The sequence below is a fragment of the Anaerolineales bacterium genome (genome assembly GCA_019637805.1).
GTDB lineage: Bacteria > Chloroflexota > Anaerolineae > Anaerolineales > UBA11579 > JAMCZK01.
In genome coordinates, this window is the sequence record JAHBVB010000002.1 from 175,543 (window position 1) to 191,804 (window position 16,262).

Genomic DNA, 16,262 nt, shown 5'->3' on the forward strand with positions numbered 1-16,262 from the left:
TCCTATTCGGCGCTTAGGCCGGCCTGGTAGCGCTCGGCGAAGAGCGCCGGCGCGCCGCCCGTGTGCCAGAAGAGAACACTTTCCTCTGGGGTGAAGTGACCACGGCGGATCAGGTCGATCAGTCCCGCTGCAGCGCGGCCGGTGTACACCGGGTCCACCAGCAAGCCCTCATGCCGGGCAAACAGACGGATGGCCTCGGCTTCGGCCTCACCCATCTGCGCATAACCTTGCCCCAGATAGTCCGCATTGACCAGAATGTCTTGCGGCTGGAAGCCAGCGGGCTGACCCAGGAGCTCGCTGGTCTGCGTGGCCAGTGCCGCTACCTTGGCCTGCAATCCGGCGGCGGGTTCGTCCACGCTGATGCCCAGGATGCGTCCGGAGTAGCCCAGCAGGCGCGCCGCGGCGACCAGCCCGGCCTGTGTGCCGCCGGAGGAGCTGGCGAAAACGATCCAGTCCGGCGGGGGACCCTGAGCCAGCAGTTCTTCCAGAGCATAGGCATAGGCGGCAGCCCCTTGTGGACTGGAGCCGCCGTAAGGGATCAGATAGGGGGTCTTTCCAGCGGCGCGCAGCCTGGCTTCACTGGCCTGCAGGGCCGCCGGGCGTTCGGCGAAGGTGGTCCAGACGATTTCGGCGCCGAACAGCCCGTCCAGCAGCAGATTGCCGGAGGGCAATGCTGGCGGCTCGCCAGCCAGCACCAGGGTGCAGGCCAGGCCCAGCCGGGCGGCGGCCGCCGCGGTCTGGCGGCAGTGGTTCGATTGGATGGCGCCGGCAGTGATCAGGGTATCCGCGCCGGCGGCCAGGGCCGCAGCACACAAGGTTTCCAGTTTGCGGGTCTTGTTGCCGCCCAGGCCCAGGCCGGTCTGGTCGTCCCGTTTGACCCACAGCTGCGGCCCGCCCAGCGCGGCAGAAAGCCGCGGCATGGCTTCCCGCGGGGTGGGCAAGTGGGCCAGGGGGAGGCGCGGCAAGGACTTCATGTGTTTAGCTGGCGGCGGGTTTGGCCGCGGCCGCGCCACTGCATCAGCGCGATCAGGCGCGGCAGGGCTTGGGTATACAGCGAATAGGTCGTGGGCTGCAGCGGCAAATCCCAGGCGCCAATGTGGCGCACAGCCTGGGCGCCCAGGCCCTGCTTGAAACGGAAGACGCCCCACATGCTGTCACTTTCGTTGAATTCGTCCGGCGCGCCCCACAGGTCATAGGTTTCGCAACCGGCCGCTTTGCTGATCTTGATGGCTTCCCATTGCAGCAAATAGTTGGGCATCCACTCACGCGCCATGTTGCGCGACATGCCGTAAATGTACCAGGAGGTCTTGCCAAAGATGAACAACATCAGCCCGGCTACTGCTTCGCCTTCCACTTCGGCGACCAGCGGGATCAGCATGCCAGCGGCATGGAATTCATCCCATACTGCCCGGTAGTACGCCTCGCTGCGGATGACGAATTTGTCGCGCAGCGAGGTCTCGGCATACATGCGATACAGGGCTGGGAAGTCCTGCGGCCCGCCCTGGCGGATGCGCACACCCTTGCGCTCGGAAAGGCGCAGGTTGTAGCGCGTCTTCTGCTTCATGGCGGCCAGCAGCTCATCCTCCGATCGGCGCAGGTCGACCAGCATCGTGTTGGGCATCTGCACTTGTTCATTGGAATAACGCCAACCCTCTGCTTTGAGCTCAGCGATGATTTCCTGCGCCAGCGGGTTTTCCTGGGCGCCCTCTTCGCCGGGTACACCGCGGCCAAGCGGAATGTCCGGATCGATCTTGATGAAAAAGGCGCCCAGCTGCTGCGCCTTCTGGCGCAGGTCTGCCAGCACACGGCGGCGCAGTGGGGCAATGCCCCAATCGCTCAGCAGCGGCCCTTTGGGTACATAGAGCATGGAGAGCGACTTGCCCAGCAGCGGCAGGCGCTGGCTGCGCTGCAAGATCTGGGCAGCGGCATCCAGACGGCCATCCGCGGCTGTCCAGGTCTGCGTGTGGGCCGTCCAGCCGAAAGGCTGCTTGGCGCGCGCCCACTCGGCGGTTTGCAGCAAATGCGGCTGGGGCAGCCCGCCGATCAATTGGTTCCAGGGGGTCGGGTCTGTCATTAGCTGATCGAGCGGAAATCCGGGGCGGGCACGCTGCCCACTTCAGAGCCGGGCAGCAGGGATTGCAGCGTGGCGATGATGGCTTTGCTGTCGCCGGCCTCGGCGGCGGCGCTGAGCTTTTGCACGGCGCCGGTCAGCGCCTCCCCAGAAAGCCGCTCCGGTTCCAGCACCCGGTGGATGTGCGGGTGGGCGGTGTCTTCATAGCCCGCGCCGTTCTCCCACAGCTGTTCTTTGAGCTTCTCTCCCGGGCGCAGACCGCTAAATTCGATGTGGATGTCTTCACCCGGCGTGAGGCCGGAGAGACGAATAAGATCATTGGCCAGATCCAGAATGCGCACGGGTTCGCCCATCTCCAGCATGAAGACGCGGCCCTGCTCATCGAAGGCGGCGGCTTGCAGCACCAGGTGCACCGCTTCGGGGATGGTCATAAAGTAGCGCTCCATCTCGGGATGGGTGACGGTCAGCGGGCCGCCAGCCGCGATCTGACGCTTGAAGAGCGGCACCACGCTGCCCCGGCTGCCCAGCACGTTGCCAAAGCGCACCACGGAATAGGCTTTGCGGGCGCGGGTGGCCGCATCCAGCACAATCCATTCGGCCACGCGCTTGGTTGCGCCCATGATGCTGGAGGGGCGCACAGCCTTATCTGTGGAGATCATCACCAGGCGCGGCACGCCTGCTTCGAGGGCGGCGTTGACCACATTGCGCGTGCCTCCCACATTGTTGGCTACGGCTTCACCCACATTGACTTCCATCAAGGGTACATGCTTGTGAGCGGCGGTGTGGAAGACCACATCCGGCTTGTGATCGGCAAAGATGGTTTGCATGCGCTGAGCATCACGCACGTCGGCAATGATCGGGGTCAGCTGCAGTTGGGGGAAATCGCCCGCCAGTTCGATCAGGATTTCAAAAATGCTGTTTTCGCCGTGGCCCAGCAGCACCAGCTGAGCGGGCTGCCAGCGGGCCACTTGGCGGCAGAGCTCACTGGCGATCGAGCCGCCGGCGCCGGTGACCAGCACGCGTTTGCCGCGCAGGCTCTTACCCACACCCTCGCGGTCAATTTGCGAGGGCTGGCGACGCAGCAGGTCGGTGATGTCGACTTCGCGCAAGCGGTTGACGCTGACCTTGCCGCCGATAAGTTCATAGATGCCCGGCATGGTGCGGAAGGGCAGGCCGGCGCGACGGCTGGCCTCAGCGGCCTGGCGCAGCACCGCCCCCGAAGCGCTGGGGATGGCCATGACCACTTCGTCCACGCCGTGTTCGCGGGCCAGGCTTTCCAAGTCAGACAGGGCGCCCAGCACCGGCACGCCGTGAATGTGTTGGCCGTGCTTCTCCGGCTGGTCATCCAGCAGGCCGATTGGCGCAATGCCCGCCTGCGGGTTTTTTTGCATTTCGCGCACGACCAGCGCGCCGGCATCGCCGGCGCCCACCACCAGGGCGCGGCGCAGCCCGGCACCGGCCATGCGCTGCAGCGTGCTGCGCTGCTCCGCCAGCAGGCGCAGGCCAAAGCGCAGGCCGCCCACCAGGGCCAGCGAGAGCAGCCAGTCGAAGATGGGCAGCGAAAGGGCGAAAGGCTGGAAAACGCGCAAATAATACAGAGGGTAGATGATGGCCGCCACGATCAGCGCCGCGGCGCTCACCGCCCGCACGATCAGCTTCATTTCTTCGATGCTGGCATAGGCCCAGACGCGCTGGTACAGGCCGAAACGCCTGTAGATGAACGGCTTGACCAGCAAGGCGACGGCCAACATCCAGAAAAGCGGCGGCAAATAGTCCAGAAAGAACTGTTCCGGGTTGAGGCGCAGCACAAAGCTGAGCACCACACTGAGCGCCACCAATACCAGATCGGCCATGAACAGCCGGTTGGTCTTGAACCAGCCCGGGGTCACGCTCGGGTCTCCTGGCTGCATTGGCGCAGCCCTTCGCTCAGCGAGACCTCAGCGCGGAAGCCGAGCACTTCGGCGGCCAGCGTTGGGTCGCCCAGCGAGCGCGGCACATCGCCGGCGCGCGCTGGCGCAAATTGCGGCTGCGGAGCGTCTGGGTACAGGCTGTAAAGCACATCCAGCAGGTCCAGCAGGCGGGTTTCGGCGCCGGAGCATACATTGATGGCGCGTCCGGCGGCGGCCGGCGTCTCGGCGGCCAGCAGATTGGCGCGCACCACATCGCCCACGAAGACGAAATCGCGTGTTTGGGTGCCGTCGCCAAACACCATAGGCGCTTGGCCGGCCTGCACGCTGTGCATGAAGCGCGGGATGGCGGCGGCATAGGCCGAGGTGGGCGATTGGCGCGGGCCGTAGACGTTGAAATACCGCAGAGCGGTCACGGGCAGGCCAAAGCTGGCCGTGTACAGCTCGGCCAGCGTTTCAGTCATGTGTTTGGAGGCGGCGTAAGGGGAGAGGCTCTGCGTCGGACCGCTTTCGCGCAGCGGAAAGTTGTCCAGGCTGCCGTAGACGGCCGCGCTGGAAGCCAGCACCACCTGGCGCACGCCGGCGGCGCGGGCGGCTTCCAGCAGGTGGATAGTGCCATCCACATTGGTGGCGTAGCACTCCGCCGGGTCTTCCAGCGACTGCGGTACCGAGACGAAGGCGGCCTCATGAAAGATGATGTCCACATCTTTCACCGCCGCGCGCACATCATCCGCCTGGCGCAGGTCGCCTTGGTGCAATTCGATCTGGTCTTGAACGCCTGCCAGGTTGACAGGACTGCCGCTGGAGAAATTGTCCAAGACCCGCACTTGGTCGCCGCGCTGCACCAAGGCGTGTACAAGGTGCGAGCCGATGAACCCGGCGCCTCCGGTAACCAGTACGCGCTTCACTAACGCCCTCGGAAGCCCAGGATGGTACCGATGGTGCGCAGCAGAATGATAAAGTCCAGAAAGGGGCCGCGGTGCTTGATGTAGTACAGGTCGTATTCCAGCTTGATCGACATTTCGTCCAGCGTGGCGTAATAGCCGTGGTTTACCTGGGCCCAGCCGGTAATGCCCGGCTTTTCCAGCAAGCGCGCCCGATAGAAGGGGATGTGCTTCTCGAAATGTTCCATTAACTCAGGGCGTTCCGGGCGCGGCCCCACCAGCGACATATCGCCGCGCAGCACATTGTAGAACTGCGGCCATTCATCCAGGCGCGTCTTGCGCAAGATGCGGCCGATGCGCGTGCTGCGCTCATCGTCTTCTTTGGCCAGCTGGGGTTTGCCGGCGACTTCGGCGTTTACACGCATAGTGCGGAACTTGATGATGCGATACGGGCGCCCGCCTTTGCCGGCGCGGGTCTGTGAGAAAGTGATCGGGCGGCCTGTGTCCAGCAGGGTCGCCAGCGCCACCAACGGCCCGATCACCAGCAGCGAAGCCATACCCACCAGCCCACCGAAGATGTCGATCAGGCGTTTGCCCATTAAGTAGAAGCGATTGGCACGGGCGTCATCCACAAAAGAGCGCACCAGCCAGTCGGCTTCCAAATAATTGACCGGCACACGGTCGAGCATTTCTTCGTAGGCCACCGGCATGCGCTTGATCTCGATGCCTTGCTCCTGTGCTTCCAGTAAGGCCCGAAAGGTCTGCTCTTGCATGCGCCCATTGATCGCCACTAGAATATCGGTGACTTCATTCTTTTTGAGCAAGGAAGTGAGCAAAGCTCCGCCCCCCCGCACCTTGTGGCCCGCAGCGGTTTTGCCCTTTTTCTTGGGATCGTCATCCAAGACCGCCACGAGGCGATAAGGCATGGGCTTGATGTTGTTGATCACGTTGAGCAGCGCCTGGCCGCTGGTGCCGGCGCCGACCAGCACGGCCTGGCGGGTGAAGCCCGGCAGGCTGAAGATGCGGATATAGACCAGGCGCCAGATGGCGGTGAGCACCCAGGCTGCCAGGGCAAAGATGGCCACACCGGTGCGGGGCAGGGAGCCGGGTTCCGAGGTGAAGTAGACCAGCACATACGTGCCCATGCCCATGGCGGCGGCGGCCAGCAGGCTGATGAAGGTCTGCCGCCAATTCAATGAGCGATAAGAACTGTAAGTTTCCACCAGCATTAGCAGCCAGACAACCGGCAATGCGAAGAACCAGCCAGGCACCTGAGCCGGCAAGAGCTTGCTGAAATTGCCTATATCTTCAAGCTCAAACCCGATCGCCCAGAGATAAAGACTGATGGCCAGAGCAGCGAAAGCCATCAGCAAATCGCCGACAATCAGAACGATGCGGCGTTCACCAATGCCAAGGCGCCAGGCTTTGGCAGAAGAAGCTCGTTTGGCCTCAACCATGTGTAGTGGGAGTTTCTACCTTCCTAATAATGCGCCCAGCAGTGAGCGGAGAAATGCCCCGCCCCAGGAAATGTGCATAGTGGCAATAGCCAGAGGCATTCCAAATAGCAGGCCGATATTGCGGGTTCGGATGGCCCGTTCGGCCGCGGCCGCCAGGAGCAGCAAAACATATGATACCACCTGGGCTATCAGCAGTTTGTGCAGCCACGGCCACCACAGCCCGCCCAGCGACAGCCCCAGCAGGGCCAGTACGAACAGTGGCGGAATGGCCTGCCGCCAGCGCAGCGAGCCGGGATAACGGCGTAGCATGCGCAGTTTCCAGTAGCCGTAACGAGCGTATTGGCTCGCCAGGGCGGGTAAGCTGCTGCGGGCATAGTACAGCGACTTGATCTGCGGGTCCAACCAGATCTTGCCGCCGGCGGCGCGGATGCGCGTATTGAATTCGTAATCCTCGTTGCTGTGCAGGCTCTCGTCAAAGCCGCCAATCTCTGCGACCAGCGCCCGCCGGAAGGCGCCAAACGGCACTGTATCCACCTCCTGCGCTTGGGTCGTGTAGCGATAGAGCGCATCACCTACGCCCAGCGGGTGCGCGGCGGCGGCGGCGATGGCAGCCGCCATCCACCCCGGGCCGCCCGGCACCACCTGCCACACGCCGCCCACGTTCCAGCCGCGGCCCGCCTGCAGGGCTTCCAGGCTGCGGGCAATGTAGCCTGGCTGCGGCACGCAGTGGGCGTCCAGCCGCAGGATCACTTCGCCGCGCGCCGCAGCGATGGCCCGGTTGAGCGCAGCCGGGATCAGCCGCTGCGGGTTGTCGACCACGGTGATGCTTAGGTCAGGGTGCTCAGTTTGAAAGGCGGCGATCGCCGTCCGGGTGCCGTCGGTCGAGAGGCCGTCTGCGATGACAACTTCCAGGTCGGCGTGGGGGAAATCCTGCGCGTAAACGGCCTGCAGGACGCCTGCAATCGTGCTTTCTTCATTAAAGCAGGGGATGATGACGCTGACTTGCGGCATGATGCGAAATTCTATTCGATTTGCCCTTGAAGCGTGCTGCCCGGAGGAACGGGCTTAGAGGCGCGCAATCGCCTCGAGTTCGACCAGGGCGCCGCCGGGCAGAGCTGCCACCTGAATCGTGGAGCGGGCCGGGAACGGCTCGTTGAAATGCCGGGCGTAAATTTCGTTGACCGCGGCGAAGTCGTTCATGTCCGTGAGAAACAGGGTGGTCTTGACCACTTGGTCGAAACTGGCGCCGGCGCCTTCCAATAAGGTCTTGAGGTTTTTGAACATCTGCTCGGCCTGGGCGGTCACGCCGCCTTCGGGGAAGCTCCCGGTGGCCGGATCCACGCCAATTTGTCCGGAGGCGAAGACAAAGTCACCGCTGCGGATAGCGGGGGTGTAGGGGCCGATGGGTTTTAAAGCGCCGGCGGGGAAGATGGGTTGTTTTTCAGCCATAGATGCCTCTTTTTTTTTGTTTTTTTAGATGCGTGCAGCGGATTGATTGTACTCGTAGGGGGCAGGTCACCCCGCCCCTACTCTGGAAAGGAAATGGCTACCCCACCGTGCGCGCCCGGTACTGCAGTGCTTCGGCCAAATGCTGTGGGGCGATCTGCGCCGCACCCGCCAGGTCGGCAATCGTGCGGGCCAGTTTGAGCACGCGGTGGTAGGCGCGGGCGGTGAGCTGCATCTGCTGGGTGGCGGCTTTGATCAGACTGCTGCCTTCGGCGTCCAACTGGCAAAACTTGCGCACGTCGGCCAGGGTCATATCGGCATTGTGGCGGGCGCGGCTTTTGGTGAAGCGCTGCGCCTGCAGGTCGCGAGCCGCCTCGACCCGTTGGCGCACCATGGCCGAAGGTTCGCCCAGGCGCGCCTCGCTGAGCTTCTCGTAGTCCACGCGCGGCACTTCGACATGGATGTCGATGCGGTCCAGCAGCGGGCCGGAAAGCCGCTTTTGGTAGCGCGTGACTGTGCTGGCAGGGCAACTGCAGGCGCGCAGCGGATCGCCAAAGTAGCCACACGGGCAGGGGTTCATGGCGCCCACCAGCTGGAAGCTGGCCGGGAAGGTTAGCGCTCCCTGCGCCCGGCTGATGGTGACCTGCTTGTCCTCCAGCGGCTGGCGCAGCACCTCCAGCACGCGCGGAGCGAATTCCACGATCTCATCCAAGAAGAGCACGCCCCTGTGGGCCAGCGAGATCTCGCCGGGCTGCGGCCAAGTGCCGCCGCCCACCAGGCCGGCGTGCGAGATGGTGTGGTGTGGGGCGCGGTAAGGCCGCGTCCGGATCAGTGGGCGGCTGGCCTGCAGCCGGTCGGAGACGGAATAAATGCGCGTCACGTCCAGCGCCTCTTCCACGCTCAGCCGCGGCAAAATGCCGGGCAGGGCGCGAGCCATCAGCGTCTTGCCCGCCCCGGGCGGACCGACCATCAGCAGGTTGTGCCCACCCGCGGCGGCCACTTCCAGGGCGCGCTTGGTGTGCTCCTGGCCCTTGACTTCTTGCAGGTCTGTGTAGCTAGGCTCTTCGCTGGCTTCATCCGGCGGCTGGGGTTGGTAGGGCGCCAGGGGCGCGAAGCCATTGAGGTGGCCGACCAATTCGGCGAGGTGGCGCACGGGAAAGACTTCCACATCAGGGATCAGGGCGGCTTCAGCGGCGTCTTCGGCCGGCACGAACAGGCGGCGGATACCCCGCTCGCGGGCCAGAGCGGCCATGGGCAGCACGCCGCGCACATGGCGCACACTGCCGTCCAGCGAGAGCTCGCCCAGGATCAGCGCGCCTTCCAGGCTGCCGCCGGGCAACTGGTCGCTGGCGGCCAGCACGCCCAGGGCGATGGGCAGGTCATAGACCGGGCCGGCTTTGCGTACAGAGGCCGGGGCCAGGTTGACGGTGATGTGTTTGCGCGGGAAGCTGAGTTGCGAATTCTTGATGGCGGACTGCACCCGCTCGCGGCTCTCTTGCACAGCCGCGTCAGGCAAACCGACCACGATCACTTTTGGCAACCCCTGGCTGGTATCTACTTCGACTTCGACAATCACCCCATCCAGGCCGATGACGGCGCAGGATTGCACCCTGGCGAGCATGGGCCAAGTGTAGGTGGGCGCGGCGGTCTTGTCAAACGCTTGGCGGCGGGGCGGCGGGCGGATAGAATCAGTGTATGTCTCTTTCCCGGCGCGAGTTCCTCAAGTTGAGCGGTCTGGCGGCACTGACTGCTGCGGCACCACCCTTGTTCAGCGGCCGCCAGACACGCCTGGGCGCCGGGCTGGGGCGGGTAGCCTACGAGTCGGTCTCGGTGTTTGACGCGCCGCTGCTGAATGCGCGTACAGTGGGCTATCGCTTCCGGGATGAGTTGCTGGAGTTTCACTATCAGCTCAGCCCATTGGCCGGGCCAGCCTACAATCCCCTGTGGTATCGCATCGAAGAAGGCTATGTGCACGCCGCTTTCCTGCAGCCGGTGCAAGAGGTGCTCAACCCAGTGCTGGAAAGCTTGCCGGAAACTGGCCAGCTGTGCCGGCTGAGCGTGCCCTTTACCCAGCCCTATACCTATTCCCGGGCAGCAGGCTGGCAGCCCGAAAACCGCTTCCGGCTGTACTACGACTCGAATCATTGGGTCACGGACATCGTTGACGGGCCGGATGGCAGCCCCTGGTACCAGATCACCGAATCTTGGTCAGGCGTGCAGTACTATGCGCAGGCCGCGCACCTGCAAAGCATCCCATACGAGGACATGACGCCCCTTTCGGTGGATGTGCCCGCCGCAGACAAGCGCATCGAGATCTCGGTGGCCCAGCAAAGCCTGACCGCTTATGAAGGCAATCAGGTGGTATTGCGCACTTTTATCTCCAGTGGGGTGCGCAATACGGGTGCGGCCGGCCTGCCTACACAGACCCCCACGGGCAGCTTCAATATTGCCTCCAAGATGCCTTCCATATATATGGGCGACAACCGGCTGACCGACACGCTGGGCGACCGCTTTCTGACCGGCGTGCCCTGGACGGCCTTTTTCGCCGAAGGCGGCTATGCCATCCACGGCTCGTACTGGCACAACAACTACGGCGCGCCGATGAGCCGGGGCTGCGTGAACATGCGCCCAGACGAGGCCCGCTGGCTGTACCGCTGGGTGACACCGCAGGCCAGCCCCAGCCAGCAGGAAGTTCGCGGCAACGGCACGCGGGTCATCGTGCGCTAAGACCGAGCATGGTAAACTCGGCAGTTGCTTATCCCGGCGGCGCAAGCGTCGCGGGCTTTCTTTTTAAAGGCCAAGGACAACTTCGTGAGCACACAGGTTCCAGCAAATTCCGCCGCCATGCCGAAGCATTCGCTTCTTTCGGCAATGTACTTTTTTCTTTTTCTGGCCCTATCGGCTGTGGTTCCTTATTTGACATTGTATTTGTCTGATGTGGCCCAGCTTAGCGGCTCGCAGATTGGCGTTGTGCTCAGCGTGGGGCCGGTGATCGGCTTGTTTGCCACCCCGTTTTGGACCGGGCTGGCCGACGCCAGCAAACGCCACGCATTCATTTATGCCTGCGCGATTGGGTCAGCCGTGTTGCTGTATGCGCTGGTGCCTTTCGTGGGCAGCTTTGTGGTCCTGCTGGCTATTTTCACAGCGCTGGCTTTTTTCGGTTCCCATCTGCTGCCAATGCAGGATAGCGCCACCATGCACATGCTGGGCAATTTCAAAGACCGCTATGGGCAGGTGCGCTTTTGGGGTACTGTGGGCTGGGGCTTGGGTGGTTTGTTGTTCGGCTGGTTGTTCGACTTCACGGGTCTGGTTTGGATGTTCTGGATCTGCAGCGGCTTTCTGGCGATTGCCCTGAGCCTGGCGGGCAGAATGCAATTTGACCAGGCACAGAGCCAAAGCGTCTCTTTCTTTAAAAACCTACGCGAACTGATTAGCAAAGCCCCGATCCAGTTGTTCTTACTGGCCACTGTGTTGGCGGCCACCGGCCTAAGCACCCACAACAACTACCTCTCTTTATTGCTCAACGAACTCAGCGGACCCGACGCAACTGTTTTCGGCTGGAGCCTGCCAGTCGCCAGGCTGATCGGCATCGTGGTAGTGATTGGCGTAGTCTCGGAGCTGCCGGTGATGTTCCATTCAGAGCGCCTGCTGGCCCGCTTGGGCACGCGCGGCCTGGTGATTATCAGTTTGCTGATCATCGCCGGCCGAAATTTGCTGTACGCCCTGAGCGATGAGATTTGGCCTATTCTGCTGGTACAGGCCCTGCATGGCCTGACGTATGCTTTGCTCTGGGTCGGTGGGGTCAGCTTCATGGCGCGGCATGCCCCCAAAGGGTTGAGCAGCACGGCCCAAGGCTTGTTCAGTACCGCTCAGGTGGGCGTAGGCTACGCGGCTGGCAACTTGTTTGGCGGAGTGCTGATGGACACCGCCGGGCTGCAAGGCATGTTCGCCATCAGCGGGCTGGTGGTGCTGGCCGGTTTTGGTTTGCTGATGCTGCTGGATCGCCGCTACCATATCTTCTAGACATCTTGAGGATACGCGGCGCGTGGTAGACTGACGAATACATCTCACCGGGGCATATTGTGTGCCCCGGTTTTGCTTTGTACGCCGAGGATCTGTGAGCACGCGCAACGATAAAGAAGCAGCTGCCCTGCAAGGCATCGGTTTTTTGCCCAGTATGTATTTCTTCACATTTCTGGGGTTGTCTGCGGTCATCCCATACCTGGCCCTGTACCTGGATTCGATTGGGTTTAACGGGTCTCAAATTGGCGTGATCCTGAGCATCGTCCCTTTTGTTAGCATGTTCTCCACACCCTTCTGGAGTGGGCTGGCGGATGCCAGCAAACGCCACAAAGCCGTGCTGGTTGTTGCCATCGCTTCGGCCATCTTGCTTTACGGCATCACTCCCCTGGTAGGTTCATTCAACTGGATGGTGGTGGCCTTTGTTGCTTTGGCCCTGTTCAGCTCCCACTTGCTCTCATTGGCCGATAGCGCCACCATGCATATGCTCGGTGAGTTCAAAGAGCGCTATGGGGGCATTCGCTTCTGGGGAACGGCAGGTTGGGGCATTGGCGGCCCGCTCTTTGGCTGGCTCTTCAATTACACCGGCTTGGTGTGGATGTTTTGGTTCTCCAGCGCCATTCTGGTGTTGCCGCTGCTGCTGGTCAGGCATCTGCAGTTTGACGTCCAGCAGCAAAAGGAAAGTTTCTTCAACGATTTGCGTGGGCTGATTGGCGACCGGCGCTTGTTGCTCTTCCTGTTTGCCACCTTCCTGGCCGCCGCCGGACAAACCGCCCACGGCAGTTATCTGTCCTTGTTGCTCAATCAACTAGGACAGGATGGCGCCACCCTGTTTGGCTGGGCCATCCCCGTGGCCGGCCTGCTGGGCGTGGCTTTGCTGTTGTCCATGCTCTCCGAAGTGCCCATCATGGTCCATTCGGCCCGGCTTTTAAACCGTCTGGGCACGCGTGGCCTGCTTTTCATCAGCCTGTTGGTCAGCGCCGGCCGCAACCTGCTGTATGCCTTTACCGATCAGCTGTGGGTGCTTCTGTTGCTGCAATTGCTGCATGGCCTGACCTTTGCCTTGTTATGGATCGCCGGCGTGCACTTCATGGCCCGCAATGCCCCCAAGGGCTTAAGCGCCACCGCACAAGGACTGTTCAACGCGGCGTTGTCCGGCATTGGTTATGGGTTGGGCAACCTGGTCTGGGGCATTTTCATTGACCAGTATGGCGTGCAGAACATGTATGGGATCAGTGGTGTGATCATCATGGCTGGGTTTGGTCTGGTGGCCCTGTTGGAACGCCGTTTTCAGATTTCTTAGGGCCACGTCTTTACAAGTCTTCTTAGCGGGGGTACAATCGTTGACTGTGAAATCAGTAACAATATAAATGCTGGAGCTTGCCATGACGGACACCTCAACTCAACTCACGAAAAAAGATCGCATCAGCGGCAAGGTGGTGAAGACCACCCTGGCTGGGGCTGTGGTGGACATTGGCAGTGGCAAGCTGGGCGTGGTGCCGATTTCCCAGTTGCGCAAGGAACCCGTGCGCAAAGTGGAAGAAGTGCTAAAAGAAGGCGACCAGGTGGAAGTCTGGGTGCGCCGGATTAATGCCGACAACGGCCATATCGAATTGACCATGATCGAGCCCCTGGCGATGGAATGGCGCGAGCTGAAGAAGGACATGATCCTGACTGGCAAAGTCTCCAAGATGGAGAAGTTTGGCGCCTTTGTGGATCTGGGAGCGGAGCGCCCTGGCCTGCTGCACGTCAGCGAGATGTCGCATGATTATGTGCGCCGCCCGGAAGATGTGGTCAAAGTGGGCGATGAAATTGAAGTCAAAGTCCTGGGTGTGGATCGTCGCAAGAAGCAGATCAAGTTGAGCATCAAAGCCCTCAATCCGGAACCCGTGATCGAAGAAGAGCCGGAACAAGAGCCGCAGAAGCCCGCGCCGACGGCCATGGAAGTAGCCCTGCGCAAGGCGATGGCGCTCAGCGAAGAGCGTAGCGATGCGCCGCAGTCCGTGGCCACCAAAAAATCCCCATCGCCCGTAATGGACGACATCCTCAGCCGCACCTTAGAAAATCGCCGTCAATAGCGGCGATTTTTTTATTCGAAGTCCTCCATTCGCAGCAACCCCAGTGGGTTAAGCACCATCTCCGGCTTGTGCGCGGCTTTGCTCTGTGAGGTGGGCAGGGCTTGCAATGAAAGCCGTCCCAGACTGCTTACGAAATAGCTTTGACTGGAAGTTTCCTCTACCAAAGGTGCGTAGCGCAGCGCCCGCTGCAAACAAGCATTTCCATTCTCCAGGTCATCCAGTTGGAAAAACGCCGCCGAGCGGAGCAGCTCCAGATGAGCGCTTTCTCGCTGGTTGCCCGGCATGCTTTGCAACATGTCCATCGCCAGGGCATATTGCTTCAACGCTTGAGGCAGCTGACCCGCCATTTGCTGGCACAGACCGCGTTGTATGCGCAACTGCACTTGCAGCGCAGTGGAGTGTGTGCGCCCCAACAGGCTCAAGGCGCGGGTGAAGTGCTTTTCCGCCGTCCGGAAGTGCCCGCGCGAATACGAGACCAACCCTCGCAGCGCCCGCAGGCGCGGATCAGCCGGCGCCAAGCCTTGGGCTGTCTGCGCTTGCTGGGCAGCCTGGCTGTGCTCCCCCTGTGCCCAATGGCACAGGCAAATCCCCACCAGAGCAGTTTGCTGATGCCCAAGAGCCTCTGCCAGTTTTAGAGCTTCCGCAAATGAAGCCGCCGCGCGCGGATAATCCTCCACCAGCCAGGCCAAGGCGCCGAGCTGATTGTGCAGGCGAGCGAGTGGCGCGGCCTGGCTGGGCTTGGCCTGGATGGCTTGCTGATAGAACTCGATCCAGCGCACGGCGGCGGCTTTGCTGCGCAAGTGGGGGAAAAGCTTGCCCAGCAGTTCCAGGCAATCGGACCAAAGCGCGGGGGATGCCAGACCGCTTTGCAACGCCCGAGCCAGGTTGCCCTCTTCTATCGCGTAGGCAGGATCTGCGTTGAGCATACGGCACCAAAAACGCAGATTGGCCGCCCGGCGCTTTTGCTGTTGGCTGTTCTTTTTGGGCGCATTGCGCAGATGAGCCAGGAGAAAAGTTTGGGTGAGCCGGTGCACGCCATAGCGCGGTTGCCGCGTGGCGCCGCGCAATTCCAATAAAGACAACCCGGTGAGCTGCTGCAGCGCATCATGGCGTTGGCGTTCGCTCAGGCCGTCTACGGCTTCCAAATGGGCCAGGCTAGCGCCTTCCTCGCCCACCAGCACGAAGGTCAGCAGCAGGTTGCGCGCGGCGGGCGACAGGGTGTCCCAGGCCGTTTCGTAGATGGTCTTGTACAGCGCTTCTGTGCGGTCAGAGCTAGCATTGCGCAGGGCGGCCAGCACGCTGGCTAAGCTCAGCGAATGCAGCAGCCCGGCCACCAGCTTTAAGGCCAGCGGATTGCCTCCTGTGTAGGCAAGTATGTCCGCCAGCGGCTGAGCCTCTTGATTGGCATCTGCCAATCCCCGCAGCTGAATGTGATTTCGCAAGAATTCTTCCGCCTGAGCTTGGGAGAGTTCTTCCAATTGAATGACGCGCACATCGTGCAGTGCGGCTGGCAGGCGACGGTGAGTCAACAGGAATTTGCTGGGATGGCAGAACGCCTGTAATTCCCCCAGCCAGTCCTGGGCCGCTTCCGCCTCCAGGTTGTCCAGGATCACCAGGTGCGGATGCTGCTTCAGCCGCTGCAGTAGCTCGGCCTCAAAGTGGCTGCCGGGCACATAGCCCGGCAGTAGCTCTTGTGCCAGGCGTTCTTGGATGGCTTGCCAGCTGGCCTTTTCCTCATCTCCGTGGATGCGCAACCAAACCACGTTCTCGAACGCCCAATCGGCAATCAGCTGGCGCACCGCCGCGTCGGCCAGGGCGGTCTTTCCCAGCCCGCCCAGCCCGGTGACGGCCACCACGCCTGGGCCATCCGCCTGCTTTAGCAAGCGCACCAGCTCGTCCACCTGGGTCTGGCGGCCCACCAGCAGGCTGTAGCTGCTGGCGGGCAGCTTGGCCAGCAGGCGACTCTGTTCCCGGTTACGCAAGGCCTCCTCCTGGCTGTGCAGCCACAGCGCCAGGTTCTGGATGGCTTCTCGCTGCAGGCGGTTTACTTGGTCTGGGCTGCAGTGCCAGTCAAAAGCGATCTGCTGAGTGCTGTCCCCGCTTTTAAAGCGGCGTTGCAATACCTCGGCGTGCCGAGGCTGCACTGCGGCCTGTGTAATGACCGCCTCCAAGCGGGCGAAGTTCTCCTCGATCATTTCTACGCTGGGTTTCCCGAAGGCCTCCGGCGGGGCGCGGAAGTACAGCAGCGTATTGAACAAGCTTTGAGATCGCCGCGGCGCATTTTGCCAGGCGCGCAGGGAGCGGTGCAGTGCGGATTGCACGAAACTGTGGGTAGGCAGGGGACTTGGATTCATGATGGCTCGCTTCAATGGATTTCCCTCAAAGGGTATTCTAATGAA

General features: G+C 62.2%; 14 protein-coding genes. 5 read left to right on the forward strand and 9 right to left on the reverse strand.

The window, feature by feature from the left end; translation table 11 throughout:
- Positions 1-2 precede the first annotated feature (2 nt).
- The 8 genes from KF885_06520 to KF885_06555 all read right to left on the reverse strand — a co-directional run bounded on the left by KF885_06520 (position 3) and on the right by KF885_06555 (position 9,386).
- On the reverse strand, positions 3-974 hold the full coding sequence (locus KF885_06520) for a D-cysteine desulfhydrase family protein (protein MBX3048808.1): 972 nt from the start codon (positions 972-974) through the stop codon (positions 3-5).
- A complete protein-coding gene (locus KF885_06525) occupies positions 971-2,074 on the reverse strand; it encodes a peptidoglycan bridge formation glycyltransferase FemA/FemB family protein (protein MBX3048809.1) in 1,104 nt (367 codons plus the stop codon). Before KF885_06525 ends, KF885_06520 begins: the two co-directional genes overlap by 4 nt.
- On the reverse strand, positions 2,074-3,981 hold the full coding sequence (locus KF885_06530) for a polysaccharide biosynthesis protein (GenBank protein MBX3048810.1): 1,908 nt from the start codon (positions 3,979-3,981) through the stop codon (positions 2,074-2,076). The genes KF885_06525 and KF885_06530 overlap by 1 nt, the downstream gene beginning before the upstream one ends.
- Complete coding sequence (locus KF885_06535) at positions 3,957-4,886, reverse strand: SDR family NAD(P)-dependent oxidoreductase (protein ID MBX3048811.1); 930 nt, start codon at positions 4,884-4,886, stop codon at positions 3,957-3,959. The genes KF885_06530 and KF885_06535 overlap by 25 nt, the downstream gene beginning before the upstream one ends.
- Complete coding sequence (locus tag KF885_06540) at positions 4,886-6,319, reverse strand: sugar transferase (GenBank protein MBX3048812.1); 1,434 nt, start codon at positions 6,317-6,319, stop codon at positions 4,886-4,888. Before KF885_06540 ends, KF885_06535 begins: the two co-directional genes overlap by 1 nt.
- A gap of 15 nt (positions 6,320-6,334) precedes the next feature.
- Positions 6,335-7,330: a glycosyltransferase family 2 protein gene (locus KF885_06545; GenBank protein ID MBX3048813.1), complete on the reverse strand. Its 996-nt coding sequence runs from the start codon at positions 7,328-7,330 to the stop codon at positions 6,335-6,337.
- Positions 7,331-7,384: 54 nt separating this feature from the next.
- Positions 7,385-7,768 (reverse strand): RidA family protein, encoded by a 384-nt coding sequence (locus tag KF885_06550; GenBank protein ID MBX3048814.1) that lies wholly within the window; start codon positions 7,766-7,768, stop codon positions 7,385-7,387.
- A gap of 97 nt (positions 7,769-7,865) precedes the next feature.
- Positions 7,866-9,386, reverse strand: a complete 1,521-nt coding sequence (locus KF885_06555; GenBank protein ID MBX3048815.1) for a YifB family Mg chelatase-like AAA ATPase — start codon at positions 9,384-9,386, stop codon at positions 7,866-7,868.
- 74 nt (positions 9,387-9,460) lie between these two features.
- On the opposite strand from KF885_06555, the gene KF885_06560 reads away from it, so the two are divergent.
- The 5 genes from KF885_06560 to KF885_06580 all read left to right on the forward strand — a co-directional run bounded on the left by KF885_06560 (position 9,461) and on the right by KF885_06580 (position 13,863).
- The gene (locus KF885_06560) at positions 9,461-10,492 is read left to right on the forward strand and encodes a L,D-transpeptidase (protein ID MBX3048816.1); all 1,032 of its coding nucleotides are present in this window, start codon (positions 9,461-9,463) and stop codon (positions 10,490-10,492) included.
- Positions 10,493-10,500: 8 nt separating this feature from the next.
- The gene (locus tag KF885_06565; protein ID MBX3048817.1) at positions 10,501-10,701 is read left to right on the forward strand and encodes a hypothetical protein; all 201 of its coding nucleotides are present in this window, start codon (positions 10,501-10,503) and stop codon (positions 10,699-10,701) included.
- Complete coding sequence (locus KF885_06570) at positions 10,637-11,788, forward strand: MFS transporter (GenBank protein ID MBX3048818.1); 1,152 nt, start codon at positions 10,637-10,639, stop codon at positions 11,786-11,788. The genes KF885_06565 and KF885_06570 overlap by 65 nt, the downstream gene beginning before the upstream one ends.
- A 94-nt stretch (positions 11,789-11,882) precedes the next feature.
- On the forward strand, positions 11,883-13,088 hold the full coding sequence (locus KF885_06575; GenBank protein ID MBX3048819.1) for an MFS transporter: 1,206 nt from the start codon (positions 11,883-11,885) through the stop codon (positions 13,086-13,088).
- Between the two features lie 82 nt (positions 13,089-13,170).
- Positions 13,171-13,863 (forward strand): S1 RNA-binding domain-containing protein, encoded by a 693-nt coding sequence (locus tag KF885_06580; protein MBX3048820.1) that lies wholly within the window; start codon positions 13,171-13,173, stop codon positions 13,861-13,863.
- An 11-nt stretch (positions 13,864-13,874) separates the two neighbouring features.
- Here KF885_06580 and KF885_06585 read toward each other — a convergent pair whose 3' ends face one another.
- Entirely contained in the window at positions 13,875-16,217 is a 2,343-nt protein-coding gene (locus tag KF885_06585; protein MBX3048821.1) for a hypothetical protein, read from the reverse strand.
- Between the last annotated feature and the right edge of the window lie 45 nt (positions 16,218-16,262).